The sequence below is a fragment of the Kitasatospora sp. NPDC032121 genome (assembly GCF_055580145.1).
On the sequence record NZ_JBVILX010000001.1, the window covers coordinates 1,100,862 to 1,119,707 of the forward strand.

Annotated in this window: 16 protein-coding genes; 2 read left to right on the forward strand and 14 right to left on the reverse strand. The window is 70.0% G+C overall.

All coding sequences use genetic code 11. The features are described from left to right. Window positions 1-80: 80 nt before the first annotated feature. The 3 genes from ACZ5OX_RS05060 to proB form a co-directional block, all read right to left on the reverse strand. Window positions 81-1,403, reverse strand: a complete 1,323-nt coding sequence (locus ACZ5OX_RS05060) for a glutamate-5-semialdehyde dehydrogenase (RefSeq protein ID WP_465628751.1) — start codon at window positions 1,401-1,403, stop codon at window positions 81-83. A 126-nt stretch (window positions 1,404-1,529) separates the two neighbouring features. After that, the gene (locus tag ACZ5OX_RS05065) at window positions 1,530-2,054 is read right to left on the reverse strand and encodes a hypothetical protein (protein ID WP_392869914.1); all 525 of its coding nucleotides are present in this window, start codon (window positions 2,052-2,054) and stop codon (window positions 1,530-1,532) included. Window positions 2,055-2,219: 165 nt separating this feature from the next. Continuing rightward, a complete protein-coding gene (proB, locus tag ACZ5OX_RS05070) occupies window positions 2,220-3,356 on the reverse strand; it encodes a glutamate 5-kinase (RefSeq protein ID WP_465628752.1) in 1,137 nt (378 codons plus the stop codon). 319 nt (window positions 3,357-3,675) lie between these two features. Between proB and ACZ5OX_RS05075 the strand changes: the two genes are divergently transcribed. After that, window positions 3,676-4,446 carry a hypothetical protein gene (locus ACZ5OX_RS05075; RefSeq protein WP_465628753.1) on the forward strand — a complete coding sequence of 257 codons (771 nt, stop codon included), beginning with the start codon at window positions 3,676-3,678 and terminating at the stop codon, window positions 4,444-4,446. Window positions 4,447-4,530: 84 nt separating this feature from the next. Here ACZ5OX_RS05075 and obgE read toward each other — a convergent pair whose 3' ends face one another. The 5 genes from obgE to ACZ5OX_RS05100 all read right to left on the reverse strand — a co-directional run bounded on the left by obgE (window position 4,531) and on the right by ACZ5OX_RS05100 (window position 11,816). Continuing rightward, window positions 4,531-6,012, reverse strand: coding sequence for a GTPase ObgE (gene obgE, locus ACZ5OX_RS05080; protein WP_465628754.1), 1,482 nt, complete (start codon window positions 6,010-6,012; stop codon window positions 4,531-4,533). 159 nt (window positions 6,013-6,171) lie between these two features. Then, entirely contained in the window at window positions 6,172-6,429 is a 258-nt protein-coding gene (gene rpmA / locus ACZ5OX_RS05085; RefSeq protein ID WP_030058248.1) for a 50S ribosomal protein L27, read from the reverse strand. Window positions 6,430-6,443: 14 nt separating this feature from the next. Beyond that, window positions 6,444-6,761: a 50S ribosomal protein L21 gene (gene rplU, locus ACZ5OX_RS05090; protein WP_045696828.1), complete on the reverse strand. Its 318-nt coding sequence runs from the start codon at window positions 6,759-6,761 to the stop codon at window positions 6,444-6,446. 227 nt (window positions 6,762-6,988) lie between these two features. Continuing rightward, window positions 6,989-10,618, reverse strand: a complete 3,630-nt coding sequence (locus tag ACZ5OX_RS05095) for an Rne/Rng family ribonuclease (RefSeq protein ID WP_465628755.1) — start codon at window positions 10,616-10,618, stop codon at window positions 6,989-6,991. Between the two features lie 397 nt (window positions 10,619-11,015). Further along, window positions 11,016-11,816 (reverse strand): TIGR03936 family radical SAM-associated protein, encoded by an 801-nt coding sequence (locus ACZ5OX_RS05100; RefSeq protein ID WP_465628756.1) that lies wholly within the window; start codon window positions 11,814-11,816, stop codon window positions 11,016-11,018. Between the two features lie 878 nt (window positions 11,817-12,694). On the opposite strand from ACZ5OX_RS05100, the gene ACZ5OX_RS05105 reads away from it, so the two are divergent. After that, window positions 12,695-14,308, forward strand: a complete 1,614-nt coding sequence (locus tag ACZ5OX_RS05105) for a recombinase family protein (RefSeq protein WP_465628757.1) — start codon at window positions 12,695-12,697, stop codon at window positions 14,306-14,308. A gap of 121 nt (window positions 14,309-14,429) precedes the next feature. Here the strand turns inward: ACZ5OX_RS05105 and ACZ5OX_RS05110 are convergent, their stop codons facing one another. The 6 genes from ACZ5OX_RS05110 to thyX all read right to left on the reverse strand — a co-directional run bounded on the left by ACZ5OX_RS05110 (window position 14,430) and on the right by thyX (window position 18,769). After that, window positions 14,430-14,975: a deoxycytidylate deaminase gene (locus tag ACZ5OX_RS05110; RefSeq protein ID WP_465628758.1), complete on the reverse strand. Its 546-nt coding sequence runs from the start codon at window positions 14,973-14,975 to the stop codon at window positions 14,430-14,432. 70 nt (window positions 14,976-15,045) lie between these two features. After that, entirely contained in the window at window positions 15,046-15,294 is a 249-nt protein-coding gene (locus ACZ5OX_RS05115; RefSeq protein WP_465628759.1) for a hypothetical protein, read from the reverse strand. A 135-nt stretch (window positions 15,295-15,429) separates the two neighbouring features. Beyond that, a complete protein-coding gene (locus ACZ5OX_RS05120; protein ID WP_465628760.1) occupies window positions 15,430-15,570 on the reverse strand; it encodes a hypothetical protein in 141 nt (46 codons plus the stop codon). A gap of 20 nt (window positions 15,571-15,590) precedes the next feature. Continuing rightward, entirely contained in the window at window positions 15,591-17,405 is a 1,815-nt protein-coding gene (locus tag ACZ5OX_RS05125) for a DNA polymerase (RefSeq protein WP_465628761.1), read from the reverse strand. 94 nt (window positions 17,406-17,499) lie between these two features. After that, on the reverse strand, window positions 17,500-17,682 hold the full coding sequence (locus tag ACZ5OX_RS05130) for a hypothetical protein (protein ID WP_465628762.1): 183 nt from the start codon (window positions 17,680-17,682) through the stop codon (window positions 17,500-17,502). 400 nt (window positions 17,683-18,082) lie between these two features. After that, window positions 18,083-18,769, reverse strand: coding sequence for an FAD-dependent thymidylate synthase (gene thyX, locus ACZ5OX_RS05135; protein ID WP_465628900.1), 687 nt, complete (start codon window positions 18,767-18,769; stop codon window positions 18,083-18,085). Window positions 18,770-18,846 lie beyond the last annotated feature (77 nt).

Here is an 18,846-nt window from a genome sequence, read left to right on the forward strand (position 1 = left end):
GTATTACCGGCCGGGCGATTTGTCTGTGGCTCCCGGCAGTTGGTCCGTCACACGTGTGACGGACACCCATCACACGGCGTTCAGCGGCCGTCCGCGGCGCCGCCGACGGTCTGCGTGCTCTCGCCGCGCACGTGCCCGTCACCAGTGACGATGTACTTGGTGCTGGTCAGCTCGGGCAGGCCCATCGGGCCGCGGGCGTGCAGCTTCTGGGTGGAGATGCCGATCTCGGCGCCGAAGCCGAATTCGCCGCCGTCGGTGAAGCGGGTGGAGGCGTTGACGGCCACCGTGGTGGAGTCCACCAGCCGCGTGAAGCGGCGGGCGGCGGCCTGCGAGGTGGTGACGATCGCCTCGGTGTGGCCGGAGGACCAGCGGCGGATGTGCGCGACGGCGGCGTCCAGCGAGGGCACCACGGCGGCCGCGAGGTCCAGCGAGAGGTACTCGGCGCCCCAGTCCTCGTCGGTGGCCGGCACCACGGTGGCCGGGCCGCCCTCGGCGGCCTTCCGCACCGCCTCGTCGCCGTGCACGGTCACCCCGGCCTCGGCGAGCGCCGCCAGCGCGAGCGGCAGGAAGGCCTCCGCGACGTCCTGGTGGACCAGCAGCGTCTCGGCCGCGTTGCAGACGCTGACCCGCTGCGCCTTGGAGTTCAGCAGGATGCCGACGGCCATCGCCAGGTCGGTCTCGGCGTCCACGTAGACGTGGCAGTTGCCGGTGCCGGTCTCGATCACCGGGACGGTCGAGCCCTCGACGACGGTGCGGATCAGCGAGGCGCCGCCGCGCGGGATCAGCACGTCCACGTAGCCGCGGGCGCGCATCAGCTCCTGCACCGAGTCCCGGCTCTCCCCCGGCACCAGCTGGACCGCGTCGGCGGGCAGCCCGGCCGCGGCGACGGCGTCACGCACGACGGCGACCAGCGCGGTGTTGGAGCGGTAGGCGGAGGCGGAGCCGCGCAGCAGCACCGCGTTGCCGGACTTGAGGCAGAGCGCGGCGGCGTCCACGGTGACGTTCGGGCGGGCCTCGTAGATGATGCCGACCACGCCGAGCGGCACCCGGACCTGCCGCACGTCCAGGCCGTTGGGCAGGGTGTAGCCGCGCACCACCTCGCCGACCGGGTCGGGCAGGCCGGCCACGTCGCGCACGTCGGAGGCGATCGCGGCGATCCGCTCGTCGGTCAGGGTCAGCCGGTCGACCACCGACTCGGCCGTGCCGGCCGCCCGGGCCCGCTCCACGTCCTCGGCGTTGGCCGCGACGATCTCGGCGCTGCGGGCCACCAGTGCGTCCGCGATCGCCAGCAGCGCGGTGTCCTTCGCGGCGCGCGGCAGTGGGGCGAGCGCGGCGGCCGCCTCCCTGGCTCGGCGCGCTACGGCGAGGACGGGACTGTCGGCGGTGGCGAGATCGCTGGTCATGCCGCCAAGAGTAGCGACTGCACCGGCCCCGCCCGGGCGGTATTTCGCCCGGTGAGACGCCGCCTCGACGGCCCCCGCCCCGGCGGCCCGCAGCCCGACGGCCCCGCCCCGACCGGGCGGCGCGGCTCAGTACGGGTGCACCCCGCCCAGGTGCGGCGGCGGATCACCGAAGCCCTCCGCCACCCGTTTGTGGTACGTCGCCCGGTCGACCACCTCCAGCCCGACGATCTCCCAGGGCGGCAGCTTCGCGGTGACCTTGTGTTCGCCCCACAGCCGCAGCGCGATGGCCGCCGCGTCGTGGAGGTCCCGGGCCTGCTCCCAGTAGCGGATCTCGGCGTGGTCGGCCGCGTAACGGGCGGTCAGGAAGAACGAGTGGTCGTGCGCCAGCTGCTCCAGCGAGGCGCGCAGCGAGGGCAGCGGGGTGACCTGCCCGGCCACGCTCAGCACCACGTGCCACAGCCGGGCCTGCTCGGGCACGGTCGGCGGCTGGGCCGCCCGGTCGCGTTCGGGCCGCAACCTGCGCACCCCGCCGGGCCTCTGCGACGGCGGACCGGCCGGCTCGGCGGGGCCGTCCCCGCGTCCGCCGTCGATGCTGGTCAGCCGCCGGCCCGCCGTCCCTGCGGTCAGCGCTGCCTCGCGCCTGCGTTCCACCGGCGGCCTCCTGTTCGGCGATGTCCTGTCGTCCCCACCGGCCCCGTCGGCCTCGGCCGAGCGGGACGGCTGCGCCCCTCCTCGCCCGTGGCCGGGCCGCTCCCGGTACGGAGCGGCCCGCCGTCCGCGCTGCGCCGATCGGCCGGTGCCGGCCCGCCGGGCCGGTCAGTCGCGCAGAACGACCAGGTCGTCGCGGTGGACGACCTCGCGCTCGTACGCGGCGCCGAACTCCTGGGCCAGGTCGCGGGTGGACCGGCCGAGCAGGCGGGGCAACTCCCTCGCATCAAAGTTGACCAGTCCGCGAGCCACGATGTGGCCGTTTTCGGCAAGAAGGTCCACCGGATCACCCGCGGCGAACTCCCCCTCGACCCGGGTGACCCCGGCCGGCAGCAGCGAGGCGCCGCCGGAGACGACGGCCCGGACGGCGCCCTCGTCCAGGTGCAGCGACCCGCGCGGGCTGCTCGCGTGGGCCAGCCAGAGCATCCGGTCGGAGGTGCGGCTGCCGGTGCGCAGGAAGAGGGTGCCGGTGGGCCGGCCGGCCAGCGCGTCGGCGGCCTGGCTGGCGGCGGTGAGCACCACCGGGATGCCCGCGCCGGTGGCGATCCGGGCCGCCTCGACCTTGGTGACCATGCCGCCGGTGCCGACCCCGGCCTTGCCCGCGCTGCCGATCTCGATGCCGTCGAGGTCCCGCGGGCCGCGCACCTCGGCGATCCGGCTGGTGCCGGGGCGGGACGGGTCGCCGTCGTACAGGCCGTCCACGTCGGAGAGCAGGACCAGCAGGTCGGCCCGGACCAGGTGGGCGACGAGCGCGGCGAGCCGGTCGTTGTCGCCGAACTTGATTTCGGCGGTGGCGACGGTGTCGTTCTCGTTGACGATCGGCATCGCGCCCATCGCCAGCAGCTGGTCCAGGGTGCGGTAGGCGTTGCGGTAGTGGGCGCGCCGGCTGGCGTCCTCGGCGGTGAGCAGCACCTGGCCGACCCGGATGCCGTACCGGGCGAAGGAGGCGGTGTAGCGGGCGACCAGCAGGCCCTGGCCGACGCTGGCGGCGGCCTGCTGGCGGGCCAGGTCCTTGGGCCGCCGGTCCAGGCCGAGCGGGGCGAGCCCGGCGGCGATGGCGCCGGAGGAGACGAGCACGACCTCCGGTGCCTCGGGGCGGCCGCGCAGCTTGGCGAGCGCGTCCACCAGGGCGTCGACGCGGTCGGCGTCCAGGCCGCCGGTCGCCGTGGTCAGGGAGGAGGAACCGACCTTGACGACGATCCGTCGCGCGGTCAGCACCTCCTCGCGCAGAGAGTCCTCGCTCATCTCGCTGTACGCCCTTCCGGTGTGGTGGTGCGGGTGCGGCTGGGCCCGGGCCCGGCCGTCACCCCCGAAATCTACGCGATCGGCGCAGGTCACCCGTGGGGTGTTTCACCGTCTGGACCCGGGCAGGTCACGGGCTCGCCACAGCCCGGCCGCCGATCCGGGGGCCTGGTATGGTCCCTGACCGCAAGCCAGATCGGGGGACGGCTTCTTGCCCGCTGGACCCATGTCGTCATCGACCCTTCCTGTTCACGACGGGCGGCGCCGCACTGGGCAAAGGCCGGCAACGGTCGCGGCCGTGCGCCCAGGAGAAAAGCGCACCATGCGTTCGTACACCACCAAGCTGACCTTCGCCGCGCTCGCGGCGGCCACCGCCCTGTCGCTCGCGGCCTGCGGACCGGACAACGCGGACACTCCGGCCGGTACCGGCGGCGCCACCGGCGCTGCCCCGGCCCAGAGCGGCGCGGCCCCGGGGGCCACCGCCGGAGGCGCGGCCGGCGGTTCGACCGCGGCCCCGTCGGGCGCGGCGACCGGCGGCGCTGCCGCGGGCGGTGCGGCGGCGGGCGGCGCCGCGACGGCCGGCGGGGCCGGTACGGCCGGCACCGCGGACGGCGGGGCCGGTGCCGGTGCGATCCCGGCGGCCGCGAGCAGCGTGAAGATCGGCCAGCCCGCCACCGTGGACTTCGCCGACAAGACCGCCAAGGTCGCCACCAAGCTGGAGATCACCGTCACCGGCGTCGAGGTCGGTTCGCTGCAGGACTTCACCGCCGCCAAGATCAACCTCGTCGGCCTGGAAGGCCGCACCCCGATGTACGTCAGCTACACCATCAAGAACCTCGGGGACGCCAGCCTCTCCTTCACCGCCCCGGACTCGAAGTTCGTGCTCTTCGACACCACGGGCAAGAAGGGCCTCAACGCCATGACCGCCGCGACCCCGCTGCCCAAGTGCACCGGCGCGAAGTTCCAGGGCGTGGCCAAGGGCGCCGAGGTCAAGGGCTGCACCATCATCACCACCCCCGGGAACACCCCGGCCGCGGTCGGCTACACCGACCTGGTGGACCCGCTGAAGCTCCAGGCCTCCTGGACCAAGTGACGCTCCGTCGCCGCTGAACACGCGGACGGCCCCCGCCACCTCGACAGGTGGCGGGGGCCGTCCGGCGTGAAGCGCTCAGCGCGCTCAGTAGTCCTCGTCGTCGTCGCCCTCGATGGCGGCCTGGCGGCCGCTGGAGAGCGCCTCGAAGGCGAGGAACTCGGCCTCTGCCGCGTCCCGGCCCTTCTGCTTCTCGCGGCGGCGGTCGACCGCCGGGCGCTGGGTCTCGAAGCGGTGGTCCTCACCGCGGCGGCCGAGCATCTCGGCGCCGGCGGCCATGGTCGGCTCCCAGTCGAAGACGACGGCGTTCTCGTCCGGGCCGATGATGACGGTGTCGCCCTCGTGCGCCCCGACCTTCCACAGCTCCTGCTCGACGCCGAGGCGGGCCAGCCGGTCGGCGAGGTAGCCGACGGCCTCGTCGTTGGCGAAGTCGGTCTGGCGGACCCAGCGCTCCGGCTTGACGCCGCGGATGCGGTAGGCGCCGTCCTCCTCGGTGATGGTGAAGCCCGCGTCGTCGACGGCCTTGGGCCGCAGCACGATCCGGGTGGACTCCTCGGCCGGCTTGGCGGCGCGCGCCTCGGCGACGATCCCGGCCACCGCGAAGCTCAGCTCGCGCAGGCCCTTGCGGGAGGCGGCGGAGACCTCGAACACCCGGTAGCCGCGCTCCTCCAGGGAGGCACGGGTCAGGTCGGCGATGTCCTGGCCGTCCGGGACGTCGACCTTGTTGAGCGCGACCAGGCGCGGGCGGTCTTCCAGGCCGCCGTACTCGGCGAGCTCGGCCTCGATGGTCTCCAGGTCGCTCAGCGGGTCACGGCCGGGCTCCAGGGTGGCGCAGTCCAGCACGTGCACCAGCACCGAGCAGCGCTCCACGTGCCGCAGGAACTCAAGGCCCAGGCCGCGGCCCTGGCTGGCGCCCGGGATCAGGCCGGGCACGTCGGCGATGGTGTAGACGGTGTCGCCCGCGGTGACCACGCCGAGGTTGGGGATCAGGGTGGTGAACGGGTAGTCGGCGATCTTCGGCTTGGCGGCGGAGAGCACCGAGATCAGCGAGGACTTGCCGGCGCTCGGGTAGCCCACCAGGGCCACGTCGGCGACGGACTTGAGCTCCATGACGATGTCACGGGCCTCGCCGGGCTCGCCGAGCAGCGCGAAGCCGGGCGCCTTGCGGCGGGCCGAGGCCAGCGCGGCGTTGCCGAGGCCGCCGCGGCCGCCCTGGGCGGCGACGAAGCTGGTGCCGTGACCGACCAGGTCGGCCAGCACGTTGCCCTTGCGGTCCAGCACCACGGTGCCGCCCGGCACCAGCAGGACGAGGTCCTCGCCGTCCGCACCGGTGCGGTGGCCGCCGGCGCCCGGCTTGCCGTTGGTGGCCTTGCGCTTGGGCGAGTGGTGGTACTCGAGCAGGGTGGTGACCTGCGAGTCCACGGTGAGGATGACGCTGCCGCCCTCACCGCCGTTGCCGCCGTCCGGCCCGCCGAGCGGCTTGAACTTCTCGCGGTGCACGGAGGCGCAGCCGTGGCCCCCGTTACCCGCGGCGACATGAAGTTCGACGCGGTCCACGAAGGTGGTCATGGGGTGTGCCTCCAGTGCGCGAGAGTCTGCTTGCTACCTGCGTAAAGCGCGAAGGGTGGACCGGAGAATTCCGGCCCACCCTTCACTGTGAGTCTTCTCAGACCCGGTGAGTCCACCCGGACCCGGTGGGTCCGCTCAGACTCGGGAGTCCGCGGGGACTCAGGCCTCGACGGCCACGATGTTGACGACCTTGCGGCCGCGACGGTTGCCGAACTGCACCGCACCGGCGGTCAGCGCGAACAGCGTGTCGTCGCCACCGCGACCGACACCGGCACCCGGGTGGAAGTGGGTGCCGCGCTGGCGGACGAGGATCTCGCCGGCCGAGACGACCTGGCCACCGAAGCGCTTGACGCCGAGGCGCTGGGCGTTCGAGTCACGGCCGTTACGAGTAGAGCTTGCGCCCTTCTTGTGTGCCATTTTTCGCTATCCCCTTACTTGCTGACCGAGTCGATGCTGGTGATGCGCACCGCGGTGTGCTGCTGACGGTGACCCTGACGGCGGCGGTAGCCGGTCTTGTTCTTGTAACGCAGGATGACGATCTTGTCACCCTTGGTCTGGTCGACCACCTCGGCGTGAGCCTTCACGCCGGCCAGGACCCACGGGTCGGAGGTGACAGCGTCACCGTCGACGACGAGGATGGTCGAGAGCTCGACCGAGTCACCCGGCTTGGCCTCGATACGGTCGATCTCCAGCACGTCGCCCACGGCGACCTTGTGCTGGCGGCCGCCTGCGCGAACGATCGCGTACATGCGGTACCTGCTTTCCTTGCTCGGTCGGAACCCCCGACGCCAGCCACCTGGGTACGGACACAGGAGCCTCTCCCCGGCCCTCCGCGCGAACGCGGCGACCTCGGAAGGTGATGTGCTCGGGAGCATGGCGTAGACACGCCGATGGTCAAGAATACGGACCGGCCGCCCGGGGGGCAAACCGGCCCGTACGGCCCGGGGCGGGATCGCTCCCGCCCCGGGCGTGGGCACTACTCGGCCGCCGTATCACCCTCGGCGGCCGCGGCCTTCTTGGCCGCCGCGCTCGTCCGCTTGGTCGCGGTCTTGCGGGCGGTGGTCTTCTTGGCCGCCGCGGTGGTCTTCTTGGCGGCGGTCTTCTTCGCGGCGGTCTTGCGGGCGGCCCGCTTCTTCGGCGCCGGCGCCTCCTCGGCCGGAGCCTCGGCAGCGGCCTCGGTGGCCTCGGCGGCCTCCGGAGCCTCGGCGGCGACCGCGGCCTCCGCGACCACGACCGGCTCGCCCGGCGCCTCGGCGGCGGCCTCGGCAGCGGCTTCCGCGACCGCCGGGGCGGCGGCCTCCAGGGCCGCCTCCAGCGCCGCTTCGGCCTTGGCCTGGAGCACCACGATCTCGGCGGAGTCCGGGGAACCCGCCGGAGCGGTCGCCTTGCGCACGGCGCGACGACGCGGACGGCCCGCCGGAGCGGCGGCCGGGGCCTCGGCCACGGGAGCCTCGACGACCGGGGCCGGCACGGCCTGCGCGGCCGCCTCGGCCGGGGCCTCGACGCCCGGGACCTCCAGGGCCAGCTGGCCCTCGATCTCCTCGCGCACCGGCTCGGCCGGCTCGGCGACGGCCTCCACCACCACCGGCTCGGCCACGACGGCCACCGCGGCCTCGACGGCCTGCGGCTCCTCGTGGCCCGCGCCGCCCTTGCCCCGGCGACGGCGCTTGCCGCCGCCGACCTCGCCCGCCGCCACGGGGGCGTGGACGTGGGCGCTCGGCTGCTCCATGTGGACGATCACGCCGCGGCCGTTGCAGTGCACGCACGGCTCGGAGAAGGACTCCAGCAGGCCCTGGCCGACCCGCTTGCGGGTCATCTGGACCAGGCCCAGCGAGGTGACCTCGGCCACCTGGTGCTTGGTCCGGTCCCGGCCCAGGCACTCCAGCAGGCGGCGCAGCACCAGGTCGCGGTTGGACTCCAGCACCATGTCGATGAAGTCGATCACGATGATGCCGCCGAGGTCGCGCAGCCGCAGCTGGCGCACGATCTCCTCGGCCGCCTCGATGTTGTTCCGGGTGACCGTCTCCTCCAGGTTGCCGCCCTGGCCGACGAACTTCCCGGTGTTGACGTCGATGACGACCATCGCCTCGGTGCGGTCGATCACCAGCGAACCGCCGCTGGGCAGCCAGACCTTGCGGTCCAGCGCCTTCATCAGCTGCTCGTCGATCCGGTAGGTGGCGAACACGTCCACCTCGGAGGTCCACCGCTGGAGCCGCTCGGCGAGGTCCGGGGCCACGTGGGAGACGTACTCGTGGATGGTCTTCCACGCCTCGTCGCCGGAGACGATGACCTTGCTGAAGTCCTCGTTGAAGATGTCGCGCACGACCCGGACGGTCATGTCCGGCTCGCCGTACAGCAGCGCCGGGGCGTTGCCGGTCGTGGCCTTCTTCTGGATGTCCTCCCACTGCTGCTGGAGGCGCTGGACGTCGCGGGTCAGCTCCTCCTCGGAGGCGCCCTCGGCCGCGGTGCGCACGATGACGCCCGCGTCGTCCGGGACGATCTTCTTGAGGATCTGCTTCAGGCGGGCGCGCTCGTTCTCGGGGAGCTTGCGCGAGATGCCGGTCATCGAGCCCTCGGGCACGTACACCAGGTAGCGGCCGGGCAGCGAGATCTGGCTGGTCAGGCGGGCGCCCTTGTGGCCGATCGGGTCCTTGGAGACCTGCACCAGCACGGACTGGCCGGACTTCAGCACCGACTCGATCCGGCGCGGGCCGCCGTGGCCGCCCAGCGCGCCGAAGTTGACCTCGCCGGCGTACAGCACCGCGTTGCGGCCCTTGCCGATGTCGACGAAGGCGGCCTCCATCGACGGCAGCACGTTCTGGACCTTGCCCAGGTAGACGTTGCCGACGTACGAGGTGGCCTGCTCCTTGTTGACGTAGTGCTCGACCAGCACGCCGTCCTCGAGGACGCCGATCTGGGTCCGCTGGCCGCTCTGGCGCACCACCATGACGCGCTCGACCGACTCGCGGCGGGCCAGGAACTCGGCCTCGGTGATGATCGGCACCCGGCGGCGGCCCAGCTCGCGGCCCTCGCGGCGGCGCTGCTTCTTGGCCTCCAGACGGGTCGAGCCCTTGATGGACTGCACCTCGTCCGGGTCGAAGGACGGCTCGGTGGAGCGGCGGCGCGGCTCGCGCACCTTCACCACCGTGCGGACGCCGTCCTCGGTGGTCTCGGCGGTCTCGACGGCGCCGGCCTCACCGCTGCGACGGCGACGGCGGCGGCGACGGCGGGACGAGGACAGGCCGCCGGCCAGGTCGTCGTCCTCCTCGCCCTCCTCCTCGGCGACGGCCTCGGCCGGCTCCTCGGCGGCGGGCTGCTCGGTCTCGACGGCCTCGGCTGCCTCGAAGTCCTCGGCCTCGCCGCGGCGACGGCGGCGACCGCCCCGGCGGCGACGGCGCGACGGACGGCCGTCCTCCCACTCGTCCTCGGTCTCCGGACCGGCGGCGGGGGCCTCCACGGCGGGCGTCTCGACGGCCGGGGCCTCGACGACGGGCGCCGCGACCGGCGCCTTGGCCTGAGCCTTCGCCGGGGCCTGGGCGGCCGGCTTGCGGCGGGTCGGCTCGACCCGGGTACGGACCCGGCGGCGACGGCCGACGCCGCTGTACTCGAACTCGTCGTCCTCCTCGCGCCCGGCCTCGGCCGGGGCCTCGGCGGGAGCCTGGGCGACGGCGGGAGCCTGGGCGGCGGCGGGCTGCTCCGGCGCGGCCGGCGCGACGAAGGGCGCCGGCTCCTGGAACACCGGGGCCTGGAAGACCGCGGTGGCCGGGCGGACGGCGCGGCGGCGCACCCGGTGGTGCGGCTCGGCCTCGGCGGCCGGGGCGGCGGGGGCGGCAACGGCGGGCTGGGCGGCGGGGGCCTCGGTGGCAGCCTCGACGGCCTCCTCCTCGGGCTCCTCGGCCTGCGGCTCCTCGGCGGCGGGCTCCTCCACCGGGGCCTCGACGACCGGCGCGGCCTCGACCACGCGACGGCGGCGGGTGCGGCGGGCCGGAGCGGCGGGGGCCTCCTCGGCCGCCGGCTCGGCGGGGGCCTCGACGACCGGCGCCTCCACGGCGGGGGTCTCGACGACCGGCGCCTCGACGGCGGGGGCCTCGGCCTCGGCAGTGGGGGCACCGGCGGGCGCCTCGGCGCGCTTGCGGGTGCGGCGGGCCCGGGCGGGCTTCTCGGCCGTCTCCGCCTTCTCGGCCTTGTCGCTCTTGGCCGCCTTCTCGGTCTTCGTGGCCTTGGCGGCCTTCGGCGCCTTCGCGGTGGCCTCGGCCTCCGGGGCCTCGACGGCCTCCGGCGCGGTCACCACGATCGCGGTGGCCTCCGGCGCCCCGGCCGGGGCCTCGGCGCGCTTGCGGGTCCGGCGGGCCCGGACCGGCTTCTCGGCGACCGGCTCGGCGGCCGTCTCAGCGGCCGGAGCCGCAGCGGTGACGGCCGCAGGCGCGTCGGCCGGCAGAACCGTCTCGGCCGCCTCGGTGGCCGCACCCTGCGGGGCGCCCGCCGGGCGGGACACCGCCCGGCGACGACGGCGCGGCGGCGCGGCGGACGCGCCCTCGCCACCGGTCGCGGCGGTTTCGTTCTGTTCCGTGGCCGCATTCTGCTGCGGATCGGTGTTATCGAGCATGCGGGTGGATCTCCCGTCAGGCCCCCGGGCTCCGCATCCGGGCACGGCACGGCACCGCTGGGCGGTCGGCATCGCGACGATGCCGGGACCGGACCCTTTGACGGTGCCGCCGCGCGGACGCGAGGCCGCACAGGGGCTCGTAGTCTCGCTCGGCGCCCCGCGCTCGGCGGGGTGTCGAAAGTCTTCTGGTCTGACCAGTCTTCTGAGGTTTTCCCAAGCTGCGCCTTCCCCCAACCCCGGGTGGCTCCCGGACGGGGTCCCGGACCGGCCGACCTTCGCGGTCGGCAGGCCCCGGGGTGGCAGGCCTGTGCTGCGACGACGCTCGCTCCCCTGGGGAGCCGCGGGAACCCTGGAGGACCGTCGGGCCCAGTGAGGCACTGGGCCCGGCCTCCCCCCGCTAGGCGGACGCGGTAGCGTGCGGCCCTGCGGCCGGCTCCGAGCCGACCGGGGCCGCGGCGCGGTCGAGCGCCAGCGGGTCGGTCACCGTGCCGGCCTCCTCGTCGAGCGGCCCCTGCGCCAGCCTGGTCACCTCTGCGGGGACCGGCGGCGCCAGGTCGGCCGTCGCACGGAGACCGGACAATACGTCGTCGGGTCGTACGGCGGGTGTGGCGTGTCGTACTACCAGGCGCAGTATCGCACAGGGACGGCCGGTCCGAACATCGCGGCCGGTTCCGGCCCCGGCATCCGTACCGGCCTCGACCTGCGCCGGGACGGCTTCCAGCGCCGCAACCGCACCCCGCGCGTCGAAGACCCGCAGGCCGTTCTTGGTGCGGCGCTCCACCTCGACCCGCTCGGCGGCGAGGAAACGCGCGACCGCCTCGGCGGCCACGTCGGGCTCGACGCCGTCCAGCCGGACCAGCCACTCGGAGGCCTCCAGGCGCTCCACGAAGTTCGGCGTCCGCACCTCGACCGCGTCGATCACGTCCAGGCCGGTCGGCAGCGACTCGTCCAGCTGCGCCCGCAGCTGCTCGGGGTCGCGGACCGCGGCCAGGCCGATCTCCAGGTACTCCGCCTCGCTCGCCACCCCGGTCGGGGCCGCGTTGGCGTAGGAGACCTTCGGATGCGGGGTGAAGCCGGCCGAGTAGGCCATCGGAACGGCGGACCGGCGCAGGGCGCGCTCGAAGGCGCGCTGGAAGTCGCGGTGGCTTGTGAAGCGGAGCCGGCCGCGCTTGGTGTAGCGGAGGCGAATCCGCTGCACCGTCGGCGCGGGCGGCGGACCGTCGGGCGTACGGCGTGCCAGGGTTGCTCAGTCCTTCGTCACTATGTCCCGGTCCGGGTCACTGCACCGGACATCTGTCACCAGTAAGGGTACGCGCCCCGCCCGCTCCCTTTCCCCGCCGGTCCTGGCCCCTTCGCCCCGCTCGCGCCCGAAAGGCAGCCGGCCGGCGGGCCCGCACGACCGCAGGGCTCGGCAGCATCCATCCAACGACAGCAGTGTTAGCAATGTCATCCGTTTATCTATCGGCCATGCACGGCGATCCGGGGAATCACCCCGACATGGAATGCGCAATGCCCACTCTCATTCCTCTTGCGACTGTGCGAACAATGCCGCGCCCAAACGTCCCGCGACCCTCCAGAAGAGCGCCATCGCGATCACGGTGATCGCGGAAATCCTCAGATTGTGGCGTTTCCCGGACCTGCCCGGCGACCTCAATCAGGCCGGACGGAGTGTTCCAGGTGCGCAATTACCGGCACTACTTACTTCCCCGACAGCGAGGCGTCGCTGGATTCCACTCCCGGCTTCGTGGCGGTACTTCGCGGCGACGAACAGCGCAGGTGCGCCCGGATCGAGACACCGACCCGGCATGAACAGTGGACCGTCGCCCGCTGCGTGACGCACTGCCCCTCAGGCCGTAGCCCGCGACCGGCACCACCCCACCCGCAGAACCAGTGGAGCCCTCCCCGAAAAACCCGGGGAGGGCTCCACACGTCGCTCCGGGCGACGGGCTACTTCTGCTGGTCGGCGCCGACGACCGTCAACGGCAGCAGCTTCTTGCCCGTCGGGCCGATCTGGATCTGGGTGTCCATCTGGGGGCAGATCGACACAGGGGGACATCCAGACATAGGGTCTCTGACATGGGAAAACGCAGCCGTACGGCCTCCGCAGCCAGTCAGAAGAACTACACCGTTGACTTCGAGTGGACCCCTGCGGACCTGGCCATCCTGGAGGACCTGAAGAAGGCCGAGGCTGCCCTGCCGGACGACGCACCGCGGGCTCTCCTCTCCATCCGCCTGTCTGTACTTACGGAGGACACCACGTCCCCCGTCCGTCAGGAGCTGGACCTTCGGCGCGAGGCCCTGCACAAGGGCTTCCGCGTGGTCGGCGTCGCCAGCGACCTGAACGTGTCCGCCACGAAGGTGCCCCCGTGGAAGCGGAAGCAGCTGGGCGACTGGCTGAACAACCGCGCGCCCGAGTTCGACGTCCTGCTGTTCTGGAAGCTGGACCGCTTCATCCGTCGCCTGTCGGACCTGAACGTCATGATCGACTGGGCACTGAAGTACGGGAAGAACCTGATCTCCCTCAACGACACGATTGACCTGCGGACGGTCGTCGGAAAGATCATGGTCGCCCTGCTCGGCGGCATCGCGGAGATTGAGGCCGCCAACACCAGCACGCGGGTGGCGAGCCTCTGGGACTACGCCAAGACTCAGGGTGACTGGCTGGTGGGCAAGCCCTCCTACGGCTACGTGACCGGGGAGGACGAGAACGGGAAGGTTGTCCTCTATATAGAGCCCGACGCCTACAAGGCCTTGCACTGGTGCCGGCGCATGGCTCGGAGGGGTGTCTCTGCCACGCGGATGGTCAAGGTCCTGAAGCGCTCGAAGCTCATGAGCGAGGGCCTAACGACGTCCACGCTGCTCAGTCGACTGCGGAACCCAGGCTTGTTGGGGTTCCGAGTCGAGGTTGAGATGAAGGGACGTGCGCGGCGGTCGAAGCTGGTCCTGGACCAGAAGGGCAAGCCAATCAGGGTCGCCGAAGGCATCTTCACCGAGGTCGAGTTCAACGAGTTGCAGGCCGACCTAGACAAGCGCAGCAAGAAGCAGCCCACTCGCCAGCCGGGCGGGGCAACGAAGTTCCTTGGTGTCCTCATCTGCGTGGACTGCACAACCAACATGACGGTCAAGAAGACCACCAACGAGCACGGCGAATATGCATACCTGCGATGCCAGACCTGTAAGAGTGGCGGGCTCGGCGCGCCAAACCCTGAGGTGATCTACATGAAGGTAGCCATGGACGTCTTGTCCGTTCTCGGCGACGAACCGGTGCAGCTCCGCGAGTACGCCCGTGGCGCGGAGGTCCGCGCTCGGGTCGCCCAGCTCGAAGAGTCCATTGCCTACTACATGAAGGAGCTGGAGCCCGGAGGCCGGTATACGAAGACCAGGTTCACCCGCGAACAGGCTGAAACAACCCTGGACAAGCTGATTACGGACCTGGGAGAGATCGACCCCGAGACGACACAGGACCGGTGGGTCAACGTGGGCAACGGCAAGACGTTCCGGCAGCACTGGCAAGAGGGCGGCATGGAGGCCATGGCTCAAGACCTCGTGCGCATCGGCGTGACATGTGAGGTCACCCGCATCAAGGTCAAGGGGCAGCGCGCCCCCGAGGTGAAGTTGAAGCTCAAGATCCCTAAGGACTTCCGACAGCGCTTGGTCATAAAGGAAGACGACTTTGCAGCCAAGCTGTAGGAGCTGAATGCCTGAAGCCCCGCGCCAGTTGGCGCGGGGCTTCTTCGTTGTCAGTGCCGGTTGGGGTCGTACGGTTCTTCCCGGCCGTCCTCGTACACGATGACGATCTCGCTGGTGACGGTCACAGCGTCATCTCCTTCATCTGGTCGCCGGCCTTCCAGACCACGCGGACGATGCCGACGCCCTTGATGAGCTTCAGGCAGTCGCCGCAGGGCTCCCACGTGACGTAGAGCGTGGCGCCGGCCCTCTCCTCCGGGCGAGACCAGAGGACCGCGTTCCACTCGGCGTGGTACTCGATGCAGTTGGTGTAATCGGAGCCCGAAGGGGTCGCAGAGAGGCACCGATCGCACCCCCCGGCCTTGCAGCTCGGCTGACCCGGTGCGCTCCCGTTGTAGCCCGTGCTGAGGACTCTGTGGTCGTTGCCCACGAGGACGGCACCGACGCGCTTTCGGATGCAGTCTCCGCGGGCGCTGACGGCTTGCGCCAGGCCGAGGAAATAGCAATCCCAGCACGGACGGGCCCAGGCCTTCCCAAAGCCCCGGTGATGACAGCTCAAGGCCTCTCCTCGTATCGGTCGCAGGTGGTCACTGGGATGAGTTGAACGTGCGTCTGGCCCTTGGGGCCTGCTACGACCGTGGTCATCAGGTTGGTGTGGGATTCGAGACACCGCCGGTCGTCGCAGCCCACCAGAGCCGCCGCAGCGAGCACTACGGCAGCCCCGATCAGGAGCGGTCGTCTCACTCCTCGTCGGTCTCCGGCTCGACGCCGCCGGCAGCCTGGTTGGTCTCGGCGTCCCAGTACTCCGCAGCCATGGCCTGAGCGAGGTCGTGAGGGACGCCCGACGCGACAGCGCGGGTGTAGACCAGGCCGGTACCCTCGGCCACCAGTACGGTTGCGATTAGGCGCTTCTCCATAAGTGCCTGATTGAAATCGGCCTCGATCTCACTCAGGATCTCAGAGAATGCATTGTCCGGGTTCTCACTCATAGAAGTACTCCTCAACGTCGTTGTCTTCAGCGCACACGGCGCACAGGCCGGTGTCCACTTCGCCTATCAAGAAAAGGCCGATGGCAGCCGAGTTCTGGCAGTATTCGCAGTCCTCAACGTCATCAGTCGTCGGATTCACTGTCCCCATCCGAGGACCCAGCGCTGAACGCTGCCGAAGAAATAGGCCGCCACGATCTCTTCGTGTATTTCTCGGGCCTTCTGGGAGAGCTCTTCCCATTCCTCTTCGGTGAACCTGAGTACTTCGTCGTAAATCACGTACTGAATCCTCTGCCCGTTCAGTGCTTGCTCTCCTCAAGGTCCAGGACCGATCCCCACGACTGGTCACCGATCTCAGCCTCGGCCGGCACTAGGACGCCCTTGACAGTGAATTCCATGATTCGGGCTGCCTCCTCGGCCATCTCTACGGCCCTTTCCTTGGGGAAGCTGAAAACGATCTCATCGTGAATTACGAGCCGCATAAAGGGCGTGTAGCCCGCTGCATCGAGAGCGATGAGGGCACGAGCGGTAATGTCTCGACTCCCGCTCTGGATGTAGTAGTTGAGGGCGGCATACGCTCGACGGTACTCCACCGGAATGCGCCGCCCGGTGACGGTGAAAATGAACCCGGTCTTCCGCGCCTCGTCCATGAGGCGCTTCGCGAGGTCATCCACCTTCTTGTAAGTGCTGCCGAATGCGTCGATAACTCGCTTGGCCACGGAGTAGGGCACCCCGGCCTGTTCGGAAAGAGCTTTCGGGCCTCCGCCGAAGACAGTCAAGAAATTCGCCATCTTGCCCGTCTTACGGGGCACATCTGCGGCATCCGCGGTGATCTGGTGCAAGTCCTTGCCGTTCAGGAATGCATCCACCATCACGGGGTCTCCGGACTCGGCGGCGAGGAACCTCAACTCCATGTTTCCGAAGTCGATGCAGACCGTTACATGGCCCTCCTCTGCCAAGAACATTCCTCTTACGTACCCGTCGCCGGCCGGGAAGGTTTGAGCCGGCACCGAGCCCGTGATCGACATCCTTGCCGTGATGGCCTGGAGAGAATTGATCGAGGCATGTACGCGATTCCGCGAGTCCATCCCGTTGAGAGCTCGCTCGAACCAGGTTTTCCGCCACTTCCCGGCCTTCTTGGCCTTCATGACCGCATCGGCTAGCGGGTGCTCGATGGACGACAGAACCTCGTCGTCCATGGCCGGCTGGCCCCGAGGGTGGTTCTTGCTCGGCTTGGTCCGCTTGGTGAGCTTGATCCCGAACCCGGTGAAGGCATCGATGAGTTGGGCATTCGAGTTGACGTTTTCGACGCCATGCTGAAGGGCTACGGCCTCCCATTGCTCCTGCTCAGCCTTCAGCTCCGCTATTCGCGCCTCTGCATACTGCGGATCGAGGAGGTAGCCCGTTCGCTCCATCTTGGCTGTGATGTGTGCTAGGCGGTGTTCCCAGCCGAATAGGCCCTTGCGTCGACTGCGGAGCGGGATGAGCGGATAGAGGATGTGGAACAGCCGGTAAGCGAGAATGGGGTCCATACCTGCGTAAAGGAGGTATTCCTCATCGAAAAGTCTGACGACGGGCCAGATGTCATCCTTCTTGACCTTGTAGCGCTGGGCTATTCGGGTCATGGAGCCCTTGACCTCTTCGGCCAGCTCCGGAGAGATGTAGCACTTGGTCAGCTCTTCCAGCTTGAGCCCCGGACCACCTTCCTTGACCTGGCGCGGGTCCACGAGGTGGGATGTGATCTTCGTGCAGAGGGTTTTGGGCGCCAGCTCTTCGAGCGGCACCCCTAGGCAGTGCTCCGAAACGTGCTGGTCAAATGTTCCGTTGTGCGCGATAAGGCGTTCTGCCCTTCGCAGAGCCCAAGCCGCGGCCTGCCGGAACTCCTGGCTCAGCTCAGCGGGCAGAACCCACGCCTCGCTGGCATTACCGAACTGAGCCAGACGAATTCGGAAACCTCGGTCAGAATCCCACCAGTTGAGGCCCGTGGTCTCGGTGTCGAAACCCATGACCGGGTTGGCTTCTACGAAGTCGATGAAGCCCCAGAGGTCCATCACCGTCTCTACGACGTGGATCCGTACGGTCTGCCGCCGAATCTTGTAGGTGATGACCTGCATTGGGCTCCTTACTTCCTAGATTCAAGGTAGATGTGTGCGATCAGGTAGACCACGGCGAACCCGATCACTCCCCAGGTAACGAGGGCGGCGGCCATCAGCCGGGGATTCCCTCGTAGCGGACCGACACAATGTCTTCGTCGTACGCCTCGGGGAACAGGCGGATATCGTTCTCCTCGGCATCGAGAAGTGCAGCAGCATGCACGTCTCCACAGCCCGGATAATCCTTCATGTCCGGCTCGTACTCGTAAACGACCGTCACTCGAATCTTGTTAGCCACGTTTCACCCATTTCAGAAGAAGACGACCGATGATGTAGCCCAGCAGGATTCCGGGCACGTGAGACAGGACTTCTAGCAAGCCACCTTCTCTTCGCAGAGATGGTCTTTGGAGGCCTGTATGAGGTCGAAGAGGGTCACCGCTTGGCCCTCGCAACAGGTGCACCCGCCGGAGGCCACGGACTCCTTACAAGGGCCGTGAGTAAGTTCTACGCCGCCGTTTTCCCAGCCCTCGACGTAGAAGTGCATAAGCCGGCTCATCACCGCTCCATGAGGCAGCGGGCCGGCGTGTCACCCGCCCGGGTCCAGGACCACACCCCGCAGGGGGCTGCTGCCCAGATCCAAAGGGCGACGACGGGAACCGCAAGAACAGCCACCAGGGCCACGAATGGGACTAGGAACTTCACGGGGCTACCCTTCCGTGGGTGTTGAATGCGGCGTAGGTCACCGGCATGAGCTTCTTGAACTGCTCTTCCATCTGTTCCGCGACCATCTCAATCTCCCGCTGAGGGAAGGAAGGGACGGAGGCCGCGGAATGCTTCGTCCGGAGGCTCAGGAAGTGCATTAGCGAGCGCGCGTTGCACGTCGCGTAGAACGAGGTGTAGAGGCCTACCGGAAGTACGACCCGGGCGACTTCCCGGGCGATCCCACGACTCAGAATTGAGCGGTAGTGGTCGGTGGCCCAGATGAATGCCGAGTAGAGGTCTCGTTCGAGGGCACTCCGCTGGGCTGCGGTGCCGGCCTCGAACTCGTAGGCGCCCGGCTTACCAACCTGGACCAGCTTCCGGTGTCGGCCAGGTGCGTAGAAGACCGGCTGAAGCTCCTTGTAGCGCCCGCTCTCCTCGTTGTAGCTCCAGCCCGCGCGGTGACGCATGAATTCACGGGCCACGAAGATGGGGCATTCGATGTAGAACGTGAAGTTGGCGTGTTCGAATGGCGATCCGTGTCGGTCGCGCATCAGGTAGTTGATCAGGCCAGCGTCCTTCTCCGTCGCCTCGACGAAACGCGTCTCGCCTCCCAGGGTGGAGACCCTGGCGGCGAAGGTCACATCAGCGTCCTCGGCGGCATGCTTGATCAGATCCACGCGCATATCCGAGCGGATTTCCATGTCTCTCCCCGGGTGCGGGGACCGGGCGCGAGGCCCGGCCCCCAGTTGCAAGTAAAAGA

What these genes read in the sequence shown, in the direction of transcription:
- ACZ5OX_RS05060 (WP_465628751.1), bottom strand. Translation starts at nt 1,403, where the DNA reads ATGACCAGCGATCTCGCCACCGCCGACAGTCCCGTCCTCGCCGTAGCG.
- proB (WP_465628752.1), bottom strand. Translation starts at nt 3,356, where the DNA reads ATGAGCGAGGACTCTCTGCGCGAGGAGGTGCTGACCGCGCGACGGATC.
- ACZ5OX_RS05075 (WP_465628753.1), top strand. Translation starts at nt 3,676, where the DNA reads ATGCGTTCGTACACCACCAAGCTGACCTTCGCCGCGCTCGCGGCGGCC.
- obgE (WP_465628754.1), bottom strand. Translation starts at nt 6,012, where the DNA reads ATGACCACCTTCGTGGACCGCGTCGAACTTCATGTCGCCGCGGGTAAC.
- rpmA (WP_030058248.1), bottom strand. Translation starts at nt 6,429, where the DNA reads ATGGCACACAAGAAGGGCGCAAGCTCTACTCGTAACGGCCGTGACTCG.
- rplU (WP_045696828.1), bottom strand. Translation starts at nt 6,761, where the DNA reads ATGTACGCGATCGTTCGCGCAGGCGGCCGCCAGCACAAGGTCGCCGTG.
- ACZ5OX_RS05095 (WP_465628755.1), bottom strand. Translation starts at nt 10,618, where the DNA reads ATGCTCGATAACACCGATCCGCAGCAGAATGCGGCCACGGAACAGAAC.
- ACZ5OX_RS05105 (WP_465628757.1), top strand. Translation starts at nt 12,695, where the DNA reads ATGGGAAAACGCAGCCGTACGGCCTCCGCAGCCAGTCAGAAGAACTAC.
- ACZ5OX_RS05115 (WP_465628759.1), bottom strand. Translation starts at nt 15,294, where the DNA reads ATGAGTGAGAACCCGGACAATGCATTCTCTGAGATCCTGAGTGAGATC.
- ACZ5OX_RS05125 (WP_465628761.1), bottom strand. Translation starts at nt 17,405, where the DNA reads ATGCAGGTCATCACCTACAAGATTCGGCGGCAGACCGTACGGATCCAC.
- thyX (WP_465628900.1), bottom strand. Translation starts at nt 18,769, where the DNA reads ATGCGCGTGGATCTGATCAAGCATGCCGCCGAGGACGCTGATGTGACC.